We start from the raw sequence: 21,970 nt of genomic DNA on the forward strand, positions 1-21,970 counted from the left end.
TCACTCGCTCCGCTTCAATCACCCGACATCGATCAGATCGGACTTCAGTAGCACGATCTCACTCGAAACCGGCTGCCGGAAATTCATCCGGCAGTAGCAGGCGTACGTCACATACGTGTCCTGCAGGCAATAGCGTGCAATCTCCGGCCCCTGCCCTCTCGCCCACATTTCCTTGACCTGATCCCCGCTCCCGGACTTAGTTTCGACATTGAGCGCCCGGGCCAGTACGTCCAGCTTGATCCAACCGCGATTGTCCCAGTTGCTCCACATCGCCATCGTATCGTACACGGGTTCGGCCCTGAATTTGGCGAGGCTGATGTCCATTGCCGGCTTCACCTGATGGATCATCGAGCGTTTCTTGATGAAGGGTAGGTCGAAATTGAGCCCGTTGTGGGTAATGAACAAGGAAGGCCTCGACTGACCGATATGAGCCCAAAATGCGCGGAGTAGCTCCCGTTCATTGCCGCCATACCAGGAAGTCGCGCCCCGTGGCTCCAAGTTGTCCGAAAACTCGAGCAATCCGATGCAGACGATGCGGCTGAAGGTGCCGTCGAATGACGACTTCTCGTAGAGCTCGTCCTCGACCCGCTGCTGTTCCTGCGCTTCACCGACCGCAAAGAGGTCCCCTCCGCTGTCCGCAAAGGCCGACTCCCCCGAAGCAAGCTGCCGCCCGACCAGCCGGGCCCATTCCTCGCGAGGCGCCTGCACCGTTTCAATGTCCAGTACGACCTTCACCCCTGCCTCCTCGTGGCCTGCTGAAGCGCGTGAATTACCGGTTGATCAGCGGGCGGAAAATCGTAGCCTGCCAGCTCGAAGGGATACACCCAGCGGATCTCCGCACAATCCAACGGCATCGCCTCTCCTCCTCGCATGCGACAATGAAAAAAATGCAACTCCACGATCTTTTCCGGATACTCGTGCCTCACCGTCTGGAACGGCACGGGATCCTGGACGAGAATGTTCAACTCTTCCAGCAATTCCCGGTGGAGACATTCCTCCAACGACTCGCCCGCCTCTCGTTTCCCGCCGGGAAACTCCCACAACCCGCCAAGATGCACGCCGGCCTTGCGTTTGGCGATGAGGTATCGTCCTTCATGAACGATCAACCCGGCAGCAACCTCGATATGCCTCATAGAAACCTCAACGCTGATAGCCTACGGCTTGCGGCCTCTGGCTCGAGATCGAAAAGCCGGCATCCTGATTTTCGACTGATTGCCATCGGCCACGGGCGCGTGCCGACTTACTTTGCCGGCTTGAACGGATAGCTCTTGCAGAGGTTCTTCATGGGACAGAGCAGGCAATAGGGATTTCTTGCGCTACAGACGGTCGCGCCAAAATCCATGATCGCCTGGTTGAAATCGTACCCCTTCCCGCGTGGAATCAGCGCCTCCGAAAGTTCCCACAACCTGGCCTTCTGCACTTTGGGATCGCCTTCCGCAATGAATACTCGATGGAGCACACGGATCACGTTGGTGTCGAGGATCGGTGCATCCTCGTTGAATGCGAAGGACCGGATCGCGCCGGCCGTGTAGCGACCGATCCCCTTGAATGACAAGAGTTCTTCAGGATCGCTCGGCAACTGCCCGCCATATCGCACGACGGTTTCGCGGGCGATGCTGTGGAGCCGCTCGGGCCGAATGTTGTATCCCAACGGATACCACGTCTTTTTCACATCGGCCACCGGGGCTTCGGCCAAATCGGCAAACGACGGGTAGCGCTCAAGAAACTCGTGGTACTTCGGGATCACCCGATCGACCTGCGTCTGCTGCAACATCACCTCGGAGACCAGAATATGGTACGGATCAGAAGTCTTCCTCCAGGGAAGGTCGCGCCCGTTGGCCGCATACCACTTCAGCAGCCGATTCTGAAACTTGCGTTTGAGCCCCTGGTCCACCAACGGCTGAGGACTTCTGGTTCGCTTCGATCGCGGTTTTGCAGTTTTGGAACGAGACTGTGTGGGCATGCGATGGATTTCCAAGAGGTGGCATTCTAGCAGGATGTCGAAAATTTCCGCCAGTTCTGTCATCTCGACCGGCGCCGACTCTGCCCCCGGGCGTTGCACCCGAGGGCGGAGTCGGCGCCGACGGAATGCCTCCGCAGCGTCCACAAGGCGGGATAGTCTACTGAGGCGCAGCCTGAACGTTGGTCGCTTCCTTCACCGGTGGATTGATCACAATATTCGGCCCCTGCACCTTCGGCAAGATCCCCGCCCCCGGTTTCTCGAGCAGCCTTAGATCATGGTCATTGATCGACAGGCTCTGCGACACGTGACGATCGTCATAGGCCGCCGCTTCCCCCAAAGCCTTTTCACCGGTTCCGTTGCCTCGTCCGGGATCATTGGCCAAGGCTTGGCCATTGACCGGATCGACCGCCTTTCCCATCGGGTAGCCGGGATGCTGCGGCAACATGGCTGGGTTCCCGAATGCCACCCCAACCAGCAGAAAGCAGCAGAAGCAGGTACCGCATGCGACAATTGAGGTTCTCATGGTGCAAACCTCCTTAGTTGGATGGTTCCGGTCCGGGTGCAAGAGACCGAGCGCGTGAAAAACACCGACGCCCTGGCGACAACAAGTCGCCAGGGCGCACCTCGGAAGTCGTGAACAGGGAGAATGAGGCTGGAATTTTCCTGACCCCGGGTTCATCTCCACCTCTGTATCAACCTGCCTACCGCTTGAGCGAGAGGTCAAGAGCCTCCCGCCCCTTGCGCACAGCCTGTTTGCGGCAATCGGCTAGGGATGGGCCCCATAATGGGCCTGCAGCCATACTGGCCGAAATACCCTAGGAAATTTCCCGAAGCCGAATGGGCGGGGACGTAATACCGGACATTCCACCCGTGAGCCTATGCTATGTGTGTAAGCGAAACCCCACAGCCGATCTCGGAACATGGAAAGGGGCTTCTCGGCTACGCCAATGCGACTTACCGTTCGATACCAGGTCTGCCTCTCGACCATTCCCTTCGGGACCGGCGAGGGTGAATTGCTCGATCTGTCGCTCGACGGCTGCCGCATCGAAACGACCCTTCCCCTCCCCGTCAACACGTACCTCGAACTCAGGATCCTGCCCTCGATTGAGGAACTTCCGATTTTGATCGACCTCGCGGCAGTCCGCTGGGTCCACCACCAGGAATGCGGGATTCAATTCCTCGCCATCCACCCTCCCCATAGAGAACGCCTGCGCAAGCTGCTCCAGCAAACGGAATGACGCCTGCGCCGTGCCATCGGGCCGGAAAGGCAGCCGTATCTATCCTGTGCCCCTACGTGGATCCCCATAAAAACCTCTTGTTTTTCTTGGGCCGCTCTTGCATCCTCTGGGCCGTTTGCGCTGCGGCAGATCCTTGCCGGCCGGCCACCTGTACCGGAGGAATCGATGACGACGGAAGAAAACCAAATTCGACGGATCGATGTCTTGGCGATCGGCCTCTTTGGACTGGCCGTGGGGGCCCTGACCCTGGGGATCGCTCAACTCGGGTGGATTTCACACAAGAACACCGTGGGGGCGCTGGTCATTGCGCTGATATTCGGTGGAATCGTGCAACTGCTCGCCGGCATCACCGATATCCGGTACAACGAACAGTTGGGCGGCACGGCGCTCACGATGTACGGCTTCCTCTGGATCACGCTCTGCACGGTAAAACTCGTGAATGCGAGCGGCACCTTCCAGTTCGACAACGTACTCTACGCGCCGATCAATTTTGTGTATGCGGTTTTCTCAGGCGTCATGGTGTACCTCACCGCCTATAGAAACCTGACACTGAGCGCGCTGCACGTCATCATCACGTTGACCTTCCTCGCGACCACATTCGCCCGCCTGGATTTCATCAGCGAATTGCTGCCCGGCATCGGCCATATCGTCGTGGGTTTGATGGCCTTCTACCATGCGGTCGGCAGCCTGACCCAGGCCTTCACCGGCCAGGCATTGGTTCCGCTCGGTCCCCCGCTGTTGATCCACCGGCGGACAACAGTGTCCAAAATCGCTAAGGTCATGTGATTGCCGAGGAATCGGCCGCAGCGATTGCAAGTCGAGACCTGTCCTACCAGTCCGCTCCGATCCGATCCACAATGATCTGATGCACGACGGCCTGCGGCCCCAGACAAGCCAGATACAAGGCTGTTTCCGCGATATCGTACGGATCGATCTTCTCGCTTCGCGCCCGTTCTCCCTCCGCCGCATCCACCAACTCGTCGGCCACCCCGCCCGGACAAATCGCCGTGGCCTTGATCTTGAAGGGCCGGCCTTCGTCAGCCAGTGACTTCGTTAACGCCATGATCGCATGCTTCGAGGCGCTGTAGGTCCCGGTTCCGGTCCAGGCCTGCACCCCCGCCACGCTCGACATGTTGATGATCAGCCCGCCGCCCTGCCGCTTCATCTGTTTGAACCCTTCCCGACAACAGAAGAAGGTCCCGCGCACGTTGGTATTCATCACTTGATCGAAATCGGCCGTAGCTGTTTGCGCCAAGTGGCGCCCGCCGAATACCCCCGCATTGTTCACCAAAATATCCAGCCGGCCGAATCGCCTCACCGTCTCGCTCACCAAAGCCGAAACCTGCCCCTCATCCGCGACATCGGTTTGTATCGGCGTCGCGGCGCCGCCCGCGGCTTCGATTCCCGCTACGGTTTCTTCGCACTTATAGAACCGCCTGCCCGCCACCACCACTGATGCCCCTTCATCCGCAAAACGGCGGGCAATGGCACGCCCAATTCCGCTGCCGGCTCCGGTCACGACGGCAATCTTTCCTTGTAGGCGCTTGCTCATTGGATATCCCCTTCCTCTACAGTCTCGTGGTTCGTGAACCGTCCCTTCGACCGCAATCTTCCGCTCCTTGCATTCGGCTCCGTTTGGCTCGTATCCTGTGACCGCTCGACCGGAATACGCATGACCGACAAGGCAAAAACCGTCTCCGACCTGACGCTGGCAGAACTGGCGACCTTGGTGCAGGGAATGGTCGACGACCGTCTGCGAATGTTGATCGGCGATCCCGATCTCGGCGCGCCACTGGGAGAGGCCGTTCGCGATCGCCTGAAGCGGTCCCTGTCCGAATCAACCCGCGTCACTGGTGATGAGCTGGCCGACAAACTCGGCCTACGGTGGTAACCATGCCCTGGTTTCGCCTGGCCTTCCGCCCCGACGTCGCCACGGATCTGGCTGCCGTCGACATCCCGACCGCCCAGCGTCTTTTCGATAAGACCAAATGGCTCGCATCCAACGTCGACAACCTCCGGCATGAGACCGTGGCGCCGGACCTTCCCGGCATCTGCAAGTATGCCGTCGGAGACTGGCGCATCTTCTACTCGATCGACCGAGCCGATCAGGTCGTCGACATCCACCACATCGCGCAGGCAAAGCAGACTCACTGAGCATTCGATGCTGCACCTGACCTGGCATGCAATCGAACGACTCCGGACACTCGTGACGGAGCATCCAGAAGATCCGATCGTCCGAGTGCAGGTCCGCGACTTGGACGAGCGTCGCTTGTCCTTCTCCATTACCCTGGAATCCATGGCCCTGCCGGACGACGAACTGCAACATATCGAGGGATTGACCGTGGCGGTCGCCCGCGGCAGCGTGCACCGCATGGAAGGAATCACGTTGGACTACGAAAGCGGCAAGGGATTTGCGTTTATCCATCCGCAGTCCAACGAGGGGGGATTGATCATGCCCCACAGTAACTGACGGGGCCGATGTGACCGATTGTTCAGGATTTCATGCGGGGCAGCACATCGCCCACGTGCACGGAGAAGGTACCCTGTTCCAGTTCCCGCACATACCGAGCCAACGCCTCGTGGACGACGGGAAACGCCAGCTCGTCCCAAGGGATGTCGCTGGGACTGAACAGCCGGACATCGAGACTTTCGATGCCGGGCTTGAAGGCCTCCGTGCGCATCGCGCCGCGAAACAGCACATGCACTTGGCTGATCCTCGGCAGACTGAAGACCGCATAGAGAGCAACCGCCTCGACTTCGGCGTTGGCTTCCTCCATGGTCTCACGGATTGCCGCCTGTTCCGTACTTTCGCCGATCTCCATGAAACCGGCGGGAATCGTCCAGAGACCGGTGCGTGGTTCGATGGCACGCCGACACAACAGAATCCGGCCTTCCCATTCCGCGATGCAACCGGCCACCACTTTGGGATTCTGGTAGTGTATCGTTTGACAGGTGTCGCAGACGAACCGTGGCAGGTTGTCGCCCGGCGGCACCTTTTGCGAGAGCGCAGCTCCGCACTGACTGCAGAACTTCATTGGGCCTCCCGGTGACGAGGATAGTGCATGGATAGCACAAATTGGCAAATGTTTGCACCCTGCCCCCGCGGCTTGGAGCCGGTGCTGGCGGACGAGCTGCGCGCCCTCGGTGCAGAGTCGGTGCAGATGACGGCCGGCGGGGTGCAATTCCGCGGCTCACGGACGCTCTGCTGCCGCGTCAACCTGGAAAGCCGTATCGCCAGCCGCGTACTCTGGCAACTTTCGCGCATCCCCTACCGAAACGAGCAGGATCTCTACGACGCCGCGTTCGGCGTCCGATGGCAGGAGTGGTTCACCCCGCAACACACGATCAAGGTCAAAGTCAGCGCCCACCATTGCTCGTTGCGCAGCCTGGACTTTGTCACGCTCCGCATCAAGGACGCCGTCTGCGACCGTTTCCAACACAGTCGAGGCGGCAGGCCGAGTGTCGACACCCATACGCCCGATGTGCTGATCGCCGCCTACCTCGATCGGGACACCTGCACATTCTATATCGACACGTCGGGCGAGCCCCTATTCAAACGGGGCTGGCGCAAATCGGCCGGAGAAGCTCCGCTGAGGGAGAACTTGGCTGCAGGCATCCTGAAACTCGCGGGATGGACTCCGGACACCGTCTTGTTCGATCCCATGTGCGGCAGCGGAACGTTCGTCGTCGAGGCGGCCCATATGGCGGCCGGCATCGCACCGGGACTCGGCCGTACCTTCGCATTGGAGCGACTGCATTCCTTCGATCGCCGTCGCCTCGACGATCTCCGCGCCGCGCTTCGCACCTCAACCACCGCTCCCCAGACCGGCATGATCCATGCCGCCGACAACAGTGAGGCCGCCATCCAGTCCATCCGCGCGAACCTCAATGCCGCGGGTCTTGTCCACGCGGTCACACTGCACCGCGGTGACGCCCTGGAGCAGCAGGCGCCGTCGGCATCCGGTATGCTCGTGACCAATCCACCGTATGGCCACCGCATGGGCAACGTCGACGAACTCGATACGTTCTATCCGAAGTTCGGCGACCGGCTGAAACAGCAATTTTCCGGCTGGACCGCCTTCATCCTCACCGCCGACATGAAATTACCCGGCAAACTCCGCTTGGCGCCCGCACGGCGAACTCCGTTGTTCAACGGCGCCATCGAATGCCGTCTCTTTGAATTTCGCATGGTCGCCGGCAGCCATCGCAAACCCAGGCCCGCCCATCCCGACAACGCGCGCGTCTAGTTACCCGACCTCTTCCGACGATCGTCAGGCTCGGATCACGCGCTTCTACGTATACGTATTGCCACCAAACGACTGTCCCGATCTGACACAACCCCTGGTAAAAACCTTGACAGACGCGTCACGGGCTTCTATTTTGAAATCACCGGCCCGCGCGCTTGCGTCAGCCGAACACCATCTTGTCGGAGGGTCATGAGCCTGTCCCACGTCCCAAGCGAACAACTGCAGCCGCATCACGACCTGGCGTTGTCACGGTTGATCCTCGTGTCGAACCGCGAACCTTACGAACATCGGCTCCTGAAAAGTCGGTTGATCTGGGAAAAGACCTCGGGGGGATTGACCTCGGCGTTGGATCCGGTCATGCGCCGCATGGGCGGAACTTGGATCGCCTGGGGAAGCGGAAAGGCCGACCGGGAGGTCGTGGATAAAGACATGGTGGTGGAAGTACCGCCGGACGCCCCGACCTATCGACTGCGCCGCGTCTGGCTGGAGTCCAACGAGGTCAAGGGTGGATATCAGGGCTATTCCAATCAGGTACTCTGGCCGCTGTGCCACATCACATTGGATCGGGTCGTGTACCGGAAAGCATTTTGGCACGCCTATCAGACCATGAATGCCCGTTTCGCGGAAGCAGTGCTGGACGAAATCCGAGGCAAGTCCGGGCTGGTGTGGGTCCATGACTTTCATCTCGCGTTGCTCCCGGGACTGATCAAGGCTTCTCTGCCGAACCAACGCGTCGCCTCCTTTTGGCACACTCCCTGGCCTGGCCCCGACGTCTTTCGCATTCTTCCCGAACGGCGTGAGCTGCTCGAATCCCTCCTCGCCAACGACGTCCTCATGTTTCAAACGCCGAGCTTTCTCCATGCGTTCGTGGAATGTGTGCGTGAGTTTCTCGACGTGGACGTGGACAGCGATGGTCAACGCGTGGAGTACCGCGGACACGTCACCCGGCTCGTCGCGCACCCGATCAGCATCGGCTACCAGGAACTGTCGGAACGGGCCCGGTCCGGCTCCGTCGAGCGCGCGATGGACGTGCTCCGCAAGCTGCACGTTTTCCATCCCGAAACTCGCATCGGACTGGGAGTCGATCGGTTGGACTACACGAAAGGCCTGCTCAAGCGCTTTTGGGCCATCGATGCCTTCTTCGAGCAATACCCGCAATACCGAGGCAAATTCACCTTCATTCAAATCGCCGTCCCGACCCGCGGAGACGTGGATGCCTATCGCGACTATCGTGAGCTGATCAGAGAAACCGTTGAGGACATCAACAAGCGCTACAGTTACGTCACGGGACTCGGCAGCCCGGACGCGGCGCGTTGGCGCCCGATCGAGCTGCGGGAAGGCCGCATCGGAATCGATACCCTGGCCGCCTACTACCGGATGGCGGACTTGGCGCTCGTCAGTTCGGTGTATGACGGCATGAACCTGGTGGCCAAGGAATACGTGGCCTGCCAGGTGGAGGAAGACGGTGTCCTGCTCGTGAGCCAGATGGCCGGCGCGGCCGAAGAAATGACCGACGCCCTCGTCATCAATCCCTACGATCCCGAGGGGGTAGCCGATACGATTCGACAGGCCCTGGAGATGCCCGAGGCAGAACGACGTCAACGCATGAGACGTATGCGTACCCATCTTGAGACCCACGACATTCGGGCATGGGCCGATGCCTGTTTGCGGGATGCCGGCCTCTTGCCCCCGGAAGACGCTCCGTCTATCCTGTAACGACCGGCGAATGTCGGTCGTTGCGAGGACTGTTTATCCCTACGACATTTCACAGAGTCCGCTGTGGCCTGCCTGGAGGCTCCGGCCTGGGGCGGCGCTCTCCAAGCGGCTTCTCCGGATGGGCCACGCTTCCATTGCTGGTGATAATCTTGGCTGCGACCGGCTGCGCCGGCCTTTCAGGACTGTTTGCGAAGTCCAGCCAGGCCGAGCGCCCTCCCGACCGGCGAAGCCAGGCGATCCTTCCCCGTCTTCACCCCACCCTGACCGCCGATCTGAACGACAACCTGGGGCAGCACCTATCCGAGGTGAGAAAAGCCCTGGCGGAGCAGGCCGGGAAACCGGCCCAGCTCAAACGTGACCTCGCGCGCAAGGTCCTGGCCGATCCACTGGACGGCTTAACGGTCGTGGAACATACAGGCCTTCAGGCGATGGATGCGGCTGAATCGGGAGTCGATGGCCTAGCCGGTGTCATCGATGTGTTGGAAGGCGCAGTCGACCAAACCGGCAGTACCTTTCAGCCGTTGACGTTTCCTGCAGTCCCGGTGAGTGAAGCGCTGCTCGAGTTCGTGACGACGATCTTGGAGCGGGCCCATCAGGATCGCGAACGCGCACTCAGGCACCTGTCGCCTCAAGATCGGGAGTGGTTATTCGCGCAAGCTGAACGGATCGCCCTGCATTTTGTGCCGCAGCTCACGCTGCCGGCCCATGCCCAGGAAGCGGAAGCGACGGCTCGCTTTGCCGCGCTCGTAGCCCAACAGATCGACTATCCCTTGCTGATCTCAGCTGCGCAGCGTCTGGCGCGGTTGGGCAATCACAAATTTTTGAAGCAGCTCGAACTCGCGTTCCAGGGACGGAAACCGATTCCCAATCCTCCGGCCGGTGTGACCGGCGACGTGTTGCTGTCTCATCAAACCTCTTACGGCCTGATCCTCATCGGCGGCGCCGGCCCCAACAGCTATGTCTTGGAGAAAGGGGCCGCCTTGATCATCGACCTGGGCGGCAACGACACCTACCGAGGGATGGTCGGCGCAAGCCCGAACACGGACCTCGGAAACAGTGTCGTCGTCGACCTCGGGGGCAACGATACCTATCAGACCACCACCCTCGGCTTGGCAACCGGCCGACTCGGTATCGGGCTGGTGATCGACCACGGGGGCGACGATACCTATCAACTTGCCCCGGGGTCCGGCGGCACAGGGCTGGCCGGGATCGGCGTGCTGTTCGACGGAGGCGGGCATGACGTCTACGAAGGCAGCCGCTTCACGCAGGGGGCGGGCTTGGCTGGACTCGGCCTCCTCATCGACCTATCAGGCAACGATCGATACCGAAGTCATGGTTACGCGATGGGGTTCGGTGGTCCCCTCGGGGCAGGCGCCCTGCTGGACATGACGGGAAACGATTCCTATGTCTGTGGAGACAAATACCCCAGCGCCTACAATGCGGCAGACGCACCCGACGCAAAACCGACCGATCCCGCTTTTCAATATGACTGTTTCGGCATGGGCGCCGGCGTGGGGCTGCGGATCTTGGGCAAAGCCGGCTCACCCGCCCCCAACAACCTCGCGGGCGGATTGGGGATGTTGCTCGACGTGGATGGCGACGATCGATACCACAGTGCCAACTTCGCACAGGGCCACGGCTACTTTTTCGGTATCGGCGCGGCGCTGGACTTAAACGGCGACGACGATCACCAGGGAGCCCGCTATGGCCACGGCAGCAGCGCCCATGCCGGAATCGGCTTGATGGTCGATTACCAGGGCAAGGACCGCTATGGCTCGAAAGGCCCCTTCTATAATGGAGGGACTGCGTGGGACAGGAGCGTCGCCCTCGGCATTGACGGTGGGCAAAGCAGTGACCTCTACGACCTTCCGGCCTCAACGGGACTCGGCATGGGCGACCACGGGGGATGGGGCCTGTTCGTGGAGGAAGGCGGCGCGGATCAATATGCCATCAAGCGAGGGCTCGGCATCGGTTCGGATGGGAGCATTGGAGCTTTTATCGACTTAGAAGGCCGTGACGACTATAGCTCCGTCCCGCCCCCAGCCCCGGGAACTCACCCGGAACGCCTCAATCGTAAGACTTACTTGGAATCTCCGGGCAGCCTCTTCATCGATCGCTGACCAACGCCGTAACGGTCGCGCGCGCTTCGGAATCAGAGACTGCGCACGTTCACATCCGCTACCAACCGCCGTTGTCGACAGTCAAGCTTCCAGCTTCGACTCCCATGAGAATTTTCTCTCCCGCTCGTCACAACTTGACTCACTTTCCACTGTGGCTATCTTCTTTTCTCAAGTGGCAGATGCGCCTCGAAAGTGAAGGCGTATGCGGTGACGAGTCGATTGTCCCGCCCGATTGCCCAATGGAGGACGACATGCACGAAGCGGATACAGCGATTCTGACGAATCTTCCCGTGTTGCCGGTGAAACGGACGGTGCTCTTCCCGGGGGTCCTCATGCCCCTGACGGTCGGACGGGACCGTTCCGTGGCCGCAGTTGAGGCAGCCCTCCGCACGGAGGACAAGACAATCCTGGTCGTGGCGCAGCGGGATGCGCAACTGGAAGCGCCGGGCCAAGACGAGCTCTATTCCATCGGAACGAGGGCAGTCATCAAGCAGACCGCCCGAGCGCCGGAAGGACATTATAACGTCCTGATCCAAGGGCTCGATCGTTGCGTGCTGCTCAAGGTGAATGAAGAGGAAGGCTTTCTCCAGGCAAGGGTCAGGCAGCTGCCCCCGATGACCGATCGAGGGACGGAGGTCGAAGCGCTGCACCGCGCCATCCTCGACATCATCAAGGAGTTGCCCAAGCTGATCCAGACTCCAGGCGTTCACGAAGCGGTGTCGGCCCTCGGGTCCGAGGAAGATCCTGTCGTGCTGGCCTATCGCCTGGCGTCCCTGCTGAACTTGACCCTGGACGGCGAACAGCAACTGCTGGAAGCCACGACCCGTGGCGATTTGCTGCGCGCGCTGTACGCCGCCCTGTCACGCGAGGTCCAGATTCTCCAGCTCCGCGACAAGATCGCAAGCGAAGCCCGCGAGAAACTGGGCAAGACGCAGCGGGAGTATCTGTTGCGCGAGCAAATGAAAGCCATTCAGCAGGAACTCGGCGAGTCTGAGGACGACGAGAGCGAGCTGGGGACGCTGCGGAAAAAGCTTCAAGAGGCGGATCTTCCGGAGCATGTGCGGAAGGAGACGGATCGCGAACTTGCACGCCTCGCGAAGATACCTGCGGCATCGCCGGATCACCAAGTCATTCGCACGTACCTCGAACTCGTGCTCGAATTGCCCTGGAAGAAGTACTCGGAGGACCACCTCGACCTGGCGAAGGTCCGGCAGGTCCTGGAAGAGGATCACTACGGCATCAAGGAAGTGAAGGAACGCATCGTCGAACACCTGGCGGTCTTGAAGCTAAACCCGACGGCCAAGGCGCCGATCCTCTGCCTCGTCGGCCCGCCCGGCGTCGGCAAGACCAGCCTGGGGCAATCCATCGCCCGCGCGATGGGACGCGCCTTCGAGCGGTTCAGCCTGGGCGGCGTCCATGACGAAGCGGAATTGCGCGGCCATCGCCGGACGTACGTCGGCGCACTGCCGGGCCGGATCGTCCAGGCCATGCGGCGCGCGGGCGTCAGCAATCCCGTCCTGATGCTCGACGAAGTAGACAAGATGGGGCGCGACTTCCGAGGCGATCCCGCGGCCGCGCTGTTGGAAATTCTCGATCCGGCGCAGAACCACACGTTCCGTGATCACTACCTGGATCTGCCGTTCGATCTGTCGAAGGTGTTCTTCATCACGACCGCGAACACCCTCGACACGATCAGCCAGCCCCTGTTGGACCGGATGGAAATCATCCGGCTCCAGGGCTATAGCGAGCGGGAGAAAGCCGAGATCGCGCGGCGATACCTCTGGCCGCGACGGCTGAAAGAATCAGGCTTGAACGCGGAACAGGCGTTGCTCTCGGACGAGGTGTTGAATCTCGTCATCAGCCGCTACACGCGAGAAGCCGGTGTCCGGCAACTCGAACAGATGCTGGGGCGGTTGACGAGAAAAGTGGCGTTGACCTTCGCGGACCTGCCCGAAGGCGCCGAACGTGCGCCCGTGTCCATCCAACCGGACCTCCTCGGCGAATGGCTCGGCTCCGAGCGGTTCATGCCGGAAGAAGCGCGGAAGAACCTGCCGCCCGGCGTGGCTACAGGCCTGGCCTGGACACCGACCGGCGGCGACGTGCTCTACATCGAGACGACCTTGCTGCCCGGCAGCCATGAGCTGACGTTGACAGGACAGCTGGGCGACGTGATGCAGGAATCGGCGCGCGCGGCCCGAAGCTATCTCTGGTCGCACGCCGAAAGCATGGGGCTCGACATTTCGCGGTTCAAACGGAACGGTGTCCACATTCACGTGCCGTCGGGCGCCATTCCGAAGGACGGGCCGTCTGCCGGCATCACCATGGCCACGGCGCTGGCATCGGCCTACGTCGGCAAAGCGGTGCGGAGCGACACGGCCATGACGGGCGAGATCAGCTTAAGCGGATTGGTCCTGCCGGTCGGCGGAATCAAGGAGAAGGTGCTGGCCGCGCATCGCGCGGGCATTCGCCGGATCATTCTGCCGAAGGCGAACCAGAAGGATTTGAAGGACGTGCCGCAGGAAGTGCGGGACGAATTGACCTTCATCCTGGCCGAGCGGATCGAAGAAGTCCTGCCGGCGGCATTCAACAAGGATGTCGAGGCAACGACGGACCGACCTGAACGGCTCACAACATCAGCCGCATCGTAAGGGCACGAGGCCCCGGCGCAAGCCGGGGCCTTACCCTATCGGATCAAGACGCATCAACTTCTCCCCAATTTGCATCCAAGCTCAACAACGATTCCTGACAACATTACGTCTTCTCTATACCAGACGCCCATATACGAAGACCGATTGGTATTGCTCTGTGACAAGCCTGGCCCTAAAAAGGATACTGATTTCAAGAAGTTCCGAGGAGGATAGCCTGGATTGCAGGACGGGGATCAGATATTCGTTCTGGATACTGAGAGCCTAGAAAAGTCATACCCTACTCCTTGGAAACAGTCTGTGTCAGAAGCAAAGGCGATGAGTGGTAAGACTAAGTTAGAACTAGCGGTGAGTGTGGGCGACAACATCTCAAAGGAACAAATTGCATTTAAAATGCCAACGGTATACGGCGCCTTGCAGAAAGCCTGAAATAAAGCACACCGTTAGGTGTTTAGAACCATGGATCGGGAAAAAGTGTTAGCAACTGTCTTGGGCTTTAAGCATAGAATGCGACCAGTTGCCGCCAGGGAGTCCGATGTTTCATCATCGCACTGAGGATCGTCAGGAACTTGCACATCCAGGCGCCGAGTGCCACCTTACACTATGCGTCTCACTCGGTCTGCCCCCCTGTCGCGATTGAGTGGCGAGATGCCGACGAGGACGGCGATTCGCTTGTTCGTCAATGAGCCCAGTTCCGAAAGACTGGCCATCAGGGTCGAGGACAACGAATCTTTACATGAGCGACAACGTTCTCTCGCACAATGAAATGTGTCGGCGCGAAGGAGCCACTCTCCAGAGAGGGATGAATTTTGGCCTCGGCGGGAATCATTCCGTTATCCTGATGTCCGTGCGCCCGAATGCTCCCTATCGAGATCGTCTCGAGGACGGTGGAACCACACTGATCTATGAGGGGCATGACCACCCCAAAACTACCTTCTGCCCTAACCCAAAGGTCGTTGATCAGCCTCAATCGCTTCCATCAGGCAGACTCACCCAGAACGGCAAGTTCCACGAGGCAGCGCAGAAGTTTAAAGAAGGAAAGCGCTCCCCAGAGCGTGTGCGCGTCTATGAAAAGATTCGGTCAGGGATTTGGTCATATAACGGCGTGTTTCATCTTGTCGACGCGTGGCAAGAAAAAGATGAGCATCGAACTGTCTACAAGTTCAAACTCGTGGCGGTTGAGGGAGACGAAGACTTTGCTCAACCAGTCCATGTGGATGCGGAACGACGACGACTCATCCCCACTTCCGTCAAGCTTGAAGTTTGGAAAAGAGACAGTGGCAAATGTCGGCTCTGTGAAGCAACGGACGAACTCCACTTTGATCACATTCTTCCCTTTTCAAAGGGTGGAACCTCACTCACAGCCGAGAATATTCAACTTCTGTGCGCCAGACATAACCTCCAAAAACGTGACTATATACAATAAACACAAAACTGAGGCGTACCTCTCTAAGCTCACTCATGACAGTTAACTACAACCTCCACCGCTTCCTCACCGCCCAAGCGCCCACCTACGACACAGTCCTCGCTGAACTTCGCGCCGGAAAAAAGACCAGCCATTGGATTTGGTTCATCTTTCCGCAGATCGCCGGTCTTGGTCACAGCGCGACGGCACAACAATTCGCCATCACGTCGCTCGATGAGGCAAAGTCGTTTCTGCAACACCCAATCCTAGGCCCACGACTCAGAGCCTGTACTCAGCTTGTTCTCGACGTGAAGGGGCGTAGTGCTGACGAGATCTTCCCCTACCCGGACAATCTGAAATTCCGATCCTGCATGACCTTGTTCACGACCGCCGCCACCGACGACGGCCTCTTCAAAGCCGCCCTGGACAAATACTTCGACGGCCAGCCCGACCCAAAGACCCTCGACATCCTCGCGCAGCAATCGGCCTAGCACATGCAGACCCTCCCCTCGCCGGAGCACATAAACGGGCCATCCGCCCGCCTTGCCCTTCCGTAAAACCCTATGTAAGGATGGGATGCTCGGATCGACTGACCTTCAGTCACCCGTGAACCAAGGAGATCGCTATGCCAGCCAAGATTGAAATAGGCCCGATTGTGAAAGTGGTGAAGTCCGATGAGGAATGGAAGAAGCAGCTCGCGCAGCTTGCCTACCAGGTGCTGCGCCATGAAGAGACCGAGCGGGCCTTTACCAATCCGCTGCACGAGAACCATGCCTCGGGCATCTACTACTGCGCCGGATGCGAGTTGCCGCTGTTTTCCTCGGAACACAAATTCGACAGCGGGACCGGCTGGCCGAGTTTCTGGCAGCCGCTCGATCCCAAAGTGATCGAAACCCGCACCGACACGAAATTCTTCATGACCCGCGTCGAAGTCCACTGCGCCCGCTGCGGCGGCCACCAGGGCCACGTGTTCAACGACGGGCCGAAACCGACGGGCCTGCGCTACTGCATCAACGGCGTGGCGCTGAAGTTCATTCCGGCATGACCTTGCAGTCCCGCCCTTTTGCCTCGCACGGACGGGACTGCCCTGCTCGGCCCTGACGTCTGGAAATGCGACGCCACTTGCTATTTGGTCACCTTCCCCCCTAGACTGAACCATTACCTGGCCTGCCCATCGTCGATGCGACTCCTCTTCTTACTCATTTCAGCCTTTATGCTCTCGACCGGTTGCTCGCGCTCGAGCGACCTCGTGGCAAGCAATCTCAACGCCTGCCTCGTCGTCACCGAAGCCGAGATCGAACTGGCCCTCGGTACGCCAGTCATGCAGGGGGAGCGACAAAACGACCAGCAGTGCCTCTACCACGGCAAGAAGAATCCGCAAGAGACCGTGTTGGTGGAACTCACGCCCGGCACCGGGGGAGAAAAGAAAAGCCTCTTCAACAGCGAGCGGATGAAATCGGATCGCACCCTGATTCCCGGCATCGGCGACGGTGCCTTCACCTTCCGCTCCCCGGTCGGCGGCATTCAACTCACGTTCATGAAAGGCGACGCGCTGGTGACGCTGTCGCTGTCGTCCTTCAAGCAGGGCAACCCGCTCGATGCCGTCACCAATCTGGCCAAGGTTGCAGCGAATCGATTGACCGCCCGTTTGGCTGTGCCGGGACAGGCCTCGATGGGCGCAGGCCTCACCGCCTCGGCTTCTCAATCAGCCGGTGACTGGTACGGGTGCCTCCCCGTCGGCATGATGTTCGGCAAAGGGCACCTGACCATTACGGATCGAGGGGAATGGACCATGACCACGGCGGTGTTATCACCCGGCACCCTGGTGGCGGATCGCGGGCGATGGCAGGTCGAGTCTTTTCAGGACATCCTGCACGGCACATATCACCTGGGCGGAAAAGAGTCGTTCTCCACCACGGGTATCCTAAGCATCAACTGGGACCGTTTGCCCAAGAATCAGCCGCCCAGCCGGTTTGACCGAACCCTGTTTCAAGCGTTGAACGGCATGCCGCACAAGATCGCGGTCAAACGGCTGCCGCCCGTTGAGCCGGCGCTCGTGGGAACATGGGAAGGGTCGGCAAAGTTCGTGGATCACCAGGAAGAGTTCATCTGGACGATCACCGCCGGAAACCTCTCGGAATTTTACCGCGCAACTCTCCAAACCGGTCGCCTGGAACAGGACAACGACCAGTATCGGCTCGTCGTCCCTCAAGGCAAGTCCCCCGCCCTCGCCATCCGCTTTCCATCGAAAGACCAGATGGAGTTGACGGACCCTTCCGGCTCCGTCTCGCAATGGACCAAAAACGAGAAGCTCCTTTCCCGCTGTTAGCCTAGTTCCACTCCGGTTGCACGCGCGCAGCGCAATCCATTGAGCCCTGTCACTCGGGTACTCCACATCGACGGCGCTTCGGCGTCGACTGCCGGTGCGGGATCGTGCTCTACAGCGCGACGAATTCGAGAAGCGGTCTAACGGGAAGGCAATCGCATCACGGGCGAGGGGGCATTGAGGATTTCGCGGACTTTTCTGACGAGCAGAGAGGACGAATAGGGCTTTTGGAGAAACCAGCCCCCCAGGGTCCCTTCGAAGTTATGCTGAGAGACCAGACCCGAGACAAACAGGACGGGCAAGGTCGGATGGTGGGATCTGAGCCGTTGCACCAGCGTCGGCCCCGACATGATCGGCATCATGACATCGGCCACGAGCAGACCGAATCGTTCAGGCGCCTGCTCGAATAACTGCAGTGCCTCTCCACCGCTCATCGCACGAGACACTTTGAAGCCATTCAGCTCCAAAATCGTCCCGGTGAGCTCACAGACGGAGCGTTCATCGTCTACGAGAAGAATAGAGGGACTGGATGGCATGCGATCGGCTGCATTCATCGAAGGATGACTCCCGGGGTCGGTCGCTCTGAGTGCCATTCAACCGTAGCACCCAAGGCAGATTGCGTCAAAAGTTGCAGCATCAACGCGACGGCTGCTTAATGGTGAGCCAAAAATCCCTGAATTTCTTCCACGGCAACCAGCCCGACAAGGATGCAACGATCTTCTCGTTCCAGCAGCGGTACCCCCGCGTGTTCGGCGTCGGCCCACCCCGCAGCCCAGCGTTCCACAATCGGACTGACGTCCTCCGCCGACGGTGACGCGATCCGGCCAGGCTCGAACCCTTGTCGTTGTCCCGCTTCTTGCAAGATCTCCGGATCAGAGATGTCCTTCCCTTCCACCCAAAACAGTCGATAGAGGGATCGGATAAATCCCGCGGCTCCGGCCGCGTCCATCCGAAGCGCTCGAATTGCAGCCTCGATCGCTGCGCGGGTGTTCGGTTTGCCCTTCGGCACCACGATGGACAGCTCCGGCGCCAAGCGTCGCACCACCGTCACCTCCTGCCGCAACTCCGCTCCCAGGTGGCCGGACCAGCGTTGCATCGGCGTCGGTAGGTGGGGAGCATGCTGCACACCGCGCCATTCCACCGCCTGCATGAGGCCGCTGTCGTGCAACCGCTCGTGCATCGCATAGCAAAACGGGCAATTGAAATCGCTGTAGAGCACGGATCGACGCATCGCTCGGCCCCCTCTCATTTCGGCGCTGAAGCATACGCGCGCCGCGGCCGCACAATCCAATACTTGCGGCATATACGAACGATAGTCGTCCACTATCTTCGCAACGGGCACAGGCGGTGTTGAGGCAAGAGGTGAAACGTCCGGAATAGCGGGGAAGACTTACCCGGCGATGAGGCCGACCTGAACCAATTTTGTTCGCAGGTTGGTGATGGTGAGCGGTTTACCGAGGACATCATCCATCCCAGATTCGCGACAGCGCTGATGATCATCATGCTCCACGCTGCCGGTCAGCGCGATAATAATCGGCTGACTTTGTGCGGAAGGGGCCGCGTGCCGAATTTTCCGTGTCGCCTCATACCCGTCGATTTCCGGCATGTGACAATCCATCAAGATGACATCGTACTCCGTGCGGGCGGACGCCTCGATAGCTTCCCTGCCGTTTGAGGCAACTTCGACCTGACAGCCCAGCTTCTGGAGAAACTTACACGCCACCACCTGGTTGACGTTGTTGTCGTCCACCACGAGTACGCGCGCGGGGCGCGACAGTAGCTTCCGATCAGCCATGCCGGTTTGTATCTCCGAAGGCCGCCTCATCGTCAGATCAACGGCGCGGGAAATCGCCGGGAGCAATCTGGTCGTAAACCAAAACCGGCTGCCGACACCCGGTACGCTCTCGACATCGATGACGCCCCCCATCATCTCCACCAAATCCTTGCAAATGGCCAACCCCAGCCCGGTTCCTCCGAAACGCCTGGTGATGGACTCATCCGCCTGTTGGTAGCGTTGAAACAACCGCGTGCGCTGCTCAGGCGTAATACCGATGCCCGTGTCTGCGATTTCCCAACGAAGTACAGCGGCGTCGGATTCTCGGTCAGGGTTCTGCTGCTTTGCCACTCGAATATCGACGCCTCCCCGGTCGGTGAATTTGAGGGCGTTCCCCACGAGATTGAACAAAATTTGTCGCAGACGAATGGGGTCGCCACGGAAAGAGCCCGGAACATCGTCAGCCACCTCCGTTTGTACCGTGATACCCTTTTTGCGCGAGATCTCCGACAGCAGCAGGACGACGTCACGCAGCAGCATCCGAACGTCCACATCCGCCACTTCCAGCCGCATTTTTCCCGACTCGATTTTCGACAGATCCAGGACGTCATTCACCAACGCGATGAGCGCTTCTCCGGACCGTTGGATCGTTTCGACATAGCTTTGCTGTTCGGGAGACAGCGTTCCCTGGCGCAACAACTCTGCGCAACCCAACACACCGGTCATCGGTGTCCGCAAGTCATGGCTGACCGTCGCGAGGAACATGGTCTTGGTCCGTGCGGTTTCCTCTGCCCGTTCCTTTGCCTTCCGCAATTCCACCGAAGCCGAAATGTCGAGGCCGTAGGCCCGAACCAGCGTGGTCCGTTCGATGGGAAAGAACGACCAAGACAGATGCCGGTCCCCGATGCCGACCTCCAGTCTTTCCATGGTCTCACCCGAACTCACGCAGTGACTCAAGATTCTCGGCAAGTCTTTCGGCAACAGGATTGAGGGATCGGTCGCGCCGTTTCCCATTTCGTGCAACAGCCCGATCACGGCCGCATTCGCGTAGCAGATCGTGCAGTCTTGATCGAACTCCACGATCGGGTGGGGCGCCTGTTCGGTCAGCTTGGCCGCACGACTGACTTCACGCTCAGCCTCCCGCTGGGTCGTCAAGTCTCGACAGATGACGAAGGCCGCCGTGCCCTCTTGAGCATGGGGGTTCGGCCTGACTTCCATTTCCAATTCAATACACGCTCCATCAGGACGATCCAAGGAGACGGTCGCAGATTGAAGCGGCGAGGAGGATTCGAGAACTCGATCGATGGGACAATAGGCCGGCACCAGTCCGAGGCCCCCGCAGCTCAGCAGATCATGCAATCGCACCCCGACGATACCGGTGTGCCGGCCCATCAGACCGTACACGGCATGGTTGACGTTCGTGACGACCCCCTGCCGATTCACCACGAATACCGCTTCTGCCAAAGAGTCCAGCAACGACCGGTAGTCGTCCGGCAGAAGCCGACCGACCGGCTGGCAGGAATGTGATGACACCTCGGACTCCGGCAATGACATGACCCCGTCCTGCGATACAGGTTCTCTCGTTATCGGCATGCAGGCTTAATTCTTGAGATTTCGGTCTGTTCACAGACATTGTCGGAAAAAGCCTACGGGAGTACCCCTGGCGCGCTTTCACCGCAATCCTCACGGCAGGACCGCAATAATCCGTACTGGTCCCCCGGACCCTCCTTTGATCTTCAAGGGCAACGCGATGACCGAGGCGCCGGTGGTCGGCACCCGATCCAAGTGGGCCACGTTCTCCAAGGCATACAACCCCGCCCCGTTGAGGACCTGATGCACTGGAAAGTCCTGCGAGGGTCCGTAATCCACGCTTGCCGTATCGATACCGATTCCCCTGATGGAGCGCTTAGCGATCAGATACTCCACCGCTTCACGAGAGTAGCCTGGGAAATGCAGCGTACCGGGTTTGTCTGGCGCACTGCTCCCGAAATACCGCGCACGATCGGACCAGCCTGTCCCCCACCCCGTAAAGAGAAGCACCAGGGACCCGGGAGGAACGGAACCATGATTCGATTCCCACTGCTGGATGTCCTGAATCGACAGGCGATAATCCCAATCAGCCTCAACCGACCGACGCACGTCCAGCACCACCGCGGGGCCCATCAGACGATCGAGGGGAATGTCATCCACCGACAACTGTCCCTTGGCAAAATGGATGGGTGCATCCATGTGGGTGCCGGCATGCTCGGACATCGTGAACTGCCCCGAGGCATACCAATAGCCTTGCGCCGTCTCACCCCAAGCCGTGCTTTCCCGCGAAAATGGGAGATTCCCCGGCCATGCGTGCGTGGTGCCATCCAAGGCATAGGTCAAGTCGACGATTTGCCCAGCCGAGGTCGATCCTGGCGCACAAGCGATCACCGAGAGCATGAACCCCAAGGTGAGCACACCTAAAGTATTTGTAGAAGTCATAGCCACAAACTCCCTTCAAGGCATAAGGCCTTGACCATTCGAACCAACCCCACTCCAAGCGCTA

23 protein-coding genes are annotated in these 21,970 nt (G+C 59.8%); 13 read left to right on the forward strand and 10 right to left on the reverse strand.

Translation table 11 applies throughout. The features are described 5' to 3' along the window. Window positions 1-18: 18 nt before the first annotated feature. The 4 genes from KF814_02370 to KF814_02385 form a co-directional block, all read right to left on the reverse strand. Window positions 19-735, reverse strand: coding sequence for a ribonuclease H-like domain-containing protein (locus tag KF814_02370; protein MBX3234973.1), 717 nt, complete (start codon window positions 733-735; stop codon window positions 19-21). Further along, complete coding sequence (gene mutT, locus KF814_02375; protein ID MBX3234974.1) at window positions 732-1,133, reverse strand: 8-oxo-dGTP diphosphatase MutT; 402 nt, start codon at window positions 1,131-1,133, stop codon at window positions 732-734. The genes KF814_02370 and mutT overlap by 4 nt, the downstream gene beginning before the upstream one ends. 107 nt (window positions 1,134-1,240) lie before the next feature. Then, the gene (locus KF814_02380) at window positions 1,241-1,963 is read right to left on the reverse strand and encodes an A/G-specific adenine glycosylase (protein MBX3234975.1); all 723 of its coding nucleotides are present in this window, start codon (window positions 1,961-1,963) and stop codon (window positions 1,241-1,243) included. A gap of 157 nt (window positions 1,964-2,120) precedes the next feature. Beyond that, window positions 2,121-2,486 carry a hypothetical protein gene (locus KF814_02385; GenBank protein ID MBX3234976.1) on the reverse strand — a complete coding sequence of 122 codons (366 nt, stop codon included), beginning with the start codon at window positions 2,484-2,486 and terminating at the stop codon, window positions 2,121-2,123. Between the two features lie 424 nt (window positions 2,487-2,910). Between KF814_02385 and KF814_02390 the strand changes: the two genes are divergently transcribed. Next, window positions 2,911-3,201 carry a PilZ domain-containing protein gene (locus KF814_02390; GenBank protein MBX3234977.1) on the forward strand — a complete coding sequence of 97 codons (291 nt, stop codon included), beginning with the start codon at window positions 2,911-2,913 and terminating at the stop codon, window positions 3,199-3,201. Window positions 3,202-3,366: 165 nt separating this feature from the next. After that, window positions 3,367-3,987 (forward strand): acetate uptake transporter, encoded by a 621-nt coding sequence (locus tag KF814_02395; GenBank protein MBX3234978.1) that lies wholly within the window; start codon window positions 3,367-3,369, stop codon window positions 3,985-3,987. Between the two features lie 43 nt (window positions 3,988-4,030). On the opposite strand, the gene KF814_02400 is transcribed toward KF814_02395, so the two are convergent. Next, window positions 4,031-4,753, reverse strand: coding sequence for an SDR family oxidoreductase (locus tag KF814_02400; protein ID MBX3234979.1), 723 nt, complete (start codon window positions 4,751-4,753; stop codon window positions 4,031-4,033). Window positions 4,754-4,873: 120 nt separating this feature from the next. Here KF814_02400 and KF814_02405 point away from each other — a divergent pair, with 120 nt between their 5' ends. The 3 genes from KF814_02405 to KF814_02415 are packed head-to-tail and all read left to right on the forward strand — an operon-like array spanning window position 4,874 to window position 5,671. Continuing rightward, window positions 4,874-5,092: a hypothetical protein gene (locus tag KF814_02405; GenBank protein ID MBX3234980.1), complete on the forward strand. Its 219-nt coding sequence runs from the start codon at window positions 4,874-4,876 to the stop codon at window positions 5,090-5,092. Window positions 5,093-5,094: 2 nt separating this feature from the next. Then, window positions 5,095-5,355, forward strand: a complete 261-nt coding sequence (locus KF814_02410) for a type II toxin-antitoxin system RelE/ParE family toxin (GenBank protein ID MBX3234981.1) — start codon at window positions 5,095-5,097, stop codon at window positions 5,353-5,355. 7 nt (window positions 5,356-5,362) lie between these two features. Continuing rightward, window positions 5,363-5,671 carry a hypothetical protein gene (locus tag KF814_02415; protein MBX3234982.1) on the forward strand — a complete coding sequence of 103 codons (309 nt, stop codon included), beginning with the start codon at window positions 5,363-5,365 and terminating at the stop codon, window positions 5,669-5,671. A gap of 22 nt (window positions 5,672-5,693) precedes the next feature. Here the strand turns inward: KF814_02415 and KF814_02420 are convergent, their stop codons facing one another. Beyond that, window positions 5,694-6,236: an NUDIX hydrolase gene (locus tag KF814_02420; protein ID MBX3234983.1), complete on the reverse strand. Its 543-nt coding sequence runs from the start codon at window positions 6,234-6,236 to the stop codon at window positions 5,694-5,696. Window positions 6,237-6,263: 27 nt separating this feature from the next. Between KF814_02420 and KF814_02425 the strand changes: the two genes are divergently transcribed. From KF814_02425 to KF814_02460, 8 genes are all read left to right on the forward strand, one after another. Continuing rightward, window positions 6,264-7,448: a methyltransferase gene (locus KF814_02425; protein ID MBX3234984.1), complete on the forward strand. Its 1,185-nt coding sequence runs from the start codon at window positions 6,264-6,266 to the stop codon at window positions 7,446-7,448. A 189-nt stretch (window positions 7,449-7,637) separates the two neighbouring features. Beyond that, entirely contained in the window at window positions 7,638-9,164 is a 1,527-nt protein-coding gene (locus tag KF814_02430) for a trehalose-6-phosphate synthase (protein ID MBX3234985.1), read from the forward strand. Window positions 9,165-9,313: 149 nt separating this feature from the next. After that, entirely contained in the window at window positions 9,314-11,284 is a 1,971-nt protein-coding gene (locus tag KF814_02435) for a hypothetical protein (GenBank protein MBX3234986.1), read from the forward strand. Window positions 11,285-11,535: 251 nt separating this feature from the next. Then, window positions 11,536-13,932, forward strand: coding sequence for an endopeptidase La (gene lon, locus KF814_02440; GenBank protein ID MBX3234987.1), 2,397 nt, complete (start codon window positions 11,536-11,538; stop codon window positions 13,930-13,932). A 733-nt stretch (window positions 13,933-14,665) separates the two neighbouring features. Beyond that, entirely contained in the window at window positions 14,666-15,355 is a 690-nt protein-coding gene (locus KF814_02445) for an HNH endonuclease (GenBank protein MBX3234988.1), read from the forward strand. 35 nt (window positions 15,356-15,390) lie between these two features. Next, entirely contained in the window at window positions 15,391-15,825 is a 435-nt protein-coding gene (locus KF814_02450; GenBank protein ID MBX3234989.1) for a DUF1810 domain-containing protein, read from the forward strand. Between the two features lie 134 nt (window positions 15,826-15,959). Then, window positions 15,960-16,379 (forward strand): peptide-methionine (R)-S-oxide reductase MsrB, encoded by a 420-nt coding sequence (gene msrB / locus KF814_02455; protein ID MBX3234990.1) that lies wholly within the window; start codon window positions 15,960-15,962, stop codon window positions 16,377-16,379. 204 nt (window positions 16,380-16,583) lie between these two features. After that, window positions 16,584-17,663, forward strand: coding sequence for a hypothetical protein (locus KF814_02460; GenBank protein ID MBX3234991.1), 1,080 nt, complete (start codon window positions 16,584-16,586; stop codon window positions 17,661-17,663). A gap of 137 nt (window positions 17,664-17,800) precedes the next feature. On the opposite strand, the gene KF814_02465 is transcribed toward KF814_02460, so the two are convergent. From KF814_02465 to KF814_02480, 4 genes are all read right to left on the reverse strand, one after another. Continuing rightward, the gene (locus KF814_02465) at window positions 17,801-18,214 is read right to left on the reverse strand and encodes a response regulator (GenBank protein ID MBX3234992.1); all 414 of its coding nucleotides are present in this window, start codon (window positions 18,212-18,214) and stop codon (window positions 17,801-17,803) included. Window positions 18,215-18,312: 98 nt separating this feature from the next. After that, complete coding sequence (locus KF814_02470; GenBank protein ID MBX3234993.1) at window positions 18,313-18,891, reverse strand: DsbA family protein; 579 nt, start codon at window positions 18,889-18,891, stop codon at window positions 18,313-18,315. Window positions 18,892-19,050: 159 nt separating this feature from the next. Beyond that, entirely contained in the window at window positions 19,051-20,988 is a 1,938-nt protein-coding gene (locus KF814_02475; protein MBX3234994.1) for a response regulator, read from the reverse strand. 129 nt (window positions 20,989-21,117) lie between these two features. Beyond that, window positions 21,118-21,906: a cyclase family protein gene (locus KF814_02480; GenBank protein MBX3234995.1), complete on the reverse strand. Its 789-nt coding sequence runs from the start codon at window positions 21,904-21,906 to the stop codon at window positions 21,118-21,120. Window positions 21,907-21,970: the final 64 nt, after the last annotated feature.

It is taken from the genome of Nitrospiraceae bacterium (genome assembly GCA_019637075.1).
Lineage (GTDB): Bacteria > Nitrospirota > Nitrospiria > Nitrospirales > Nitrospiraceae > JAHBWI01.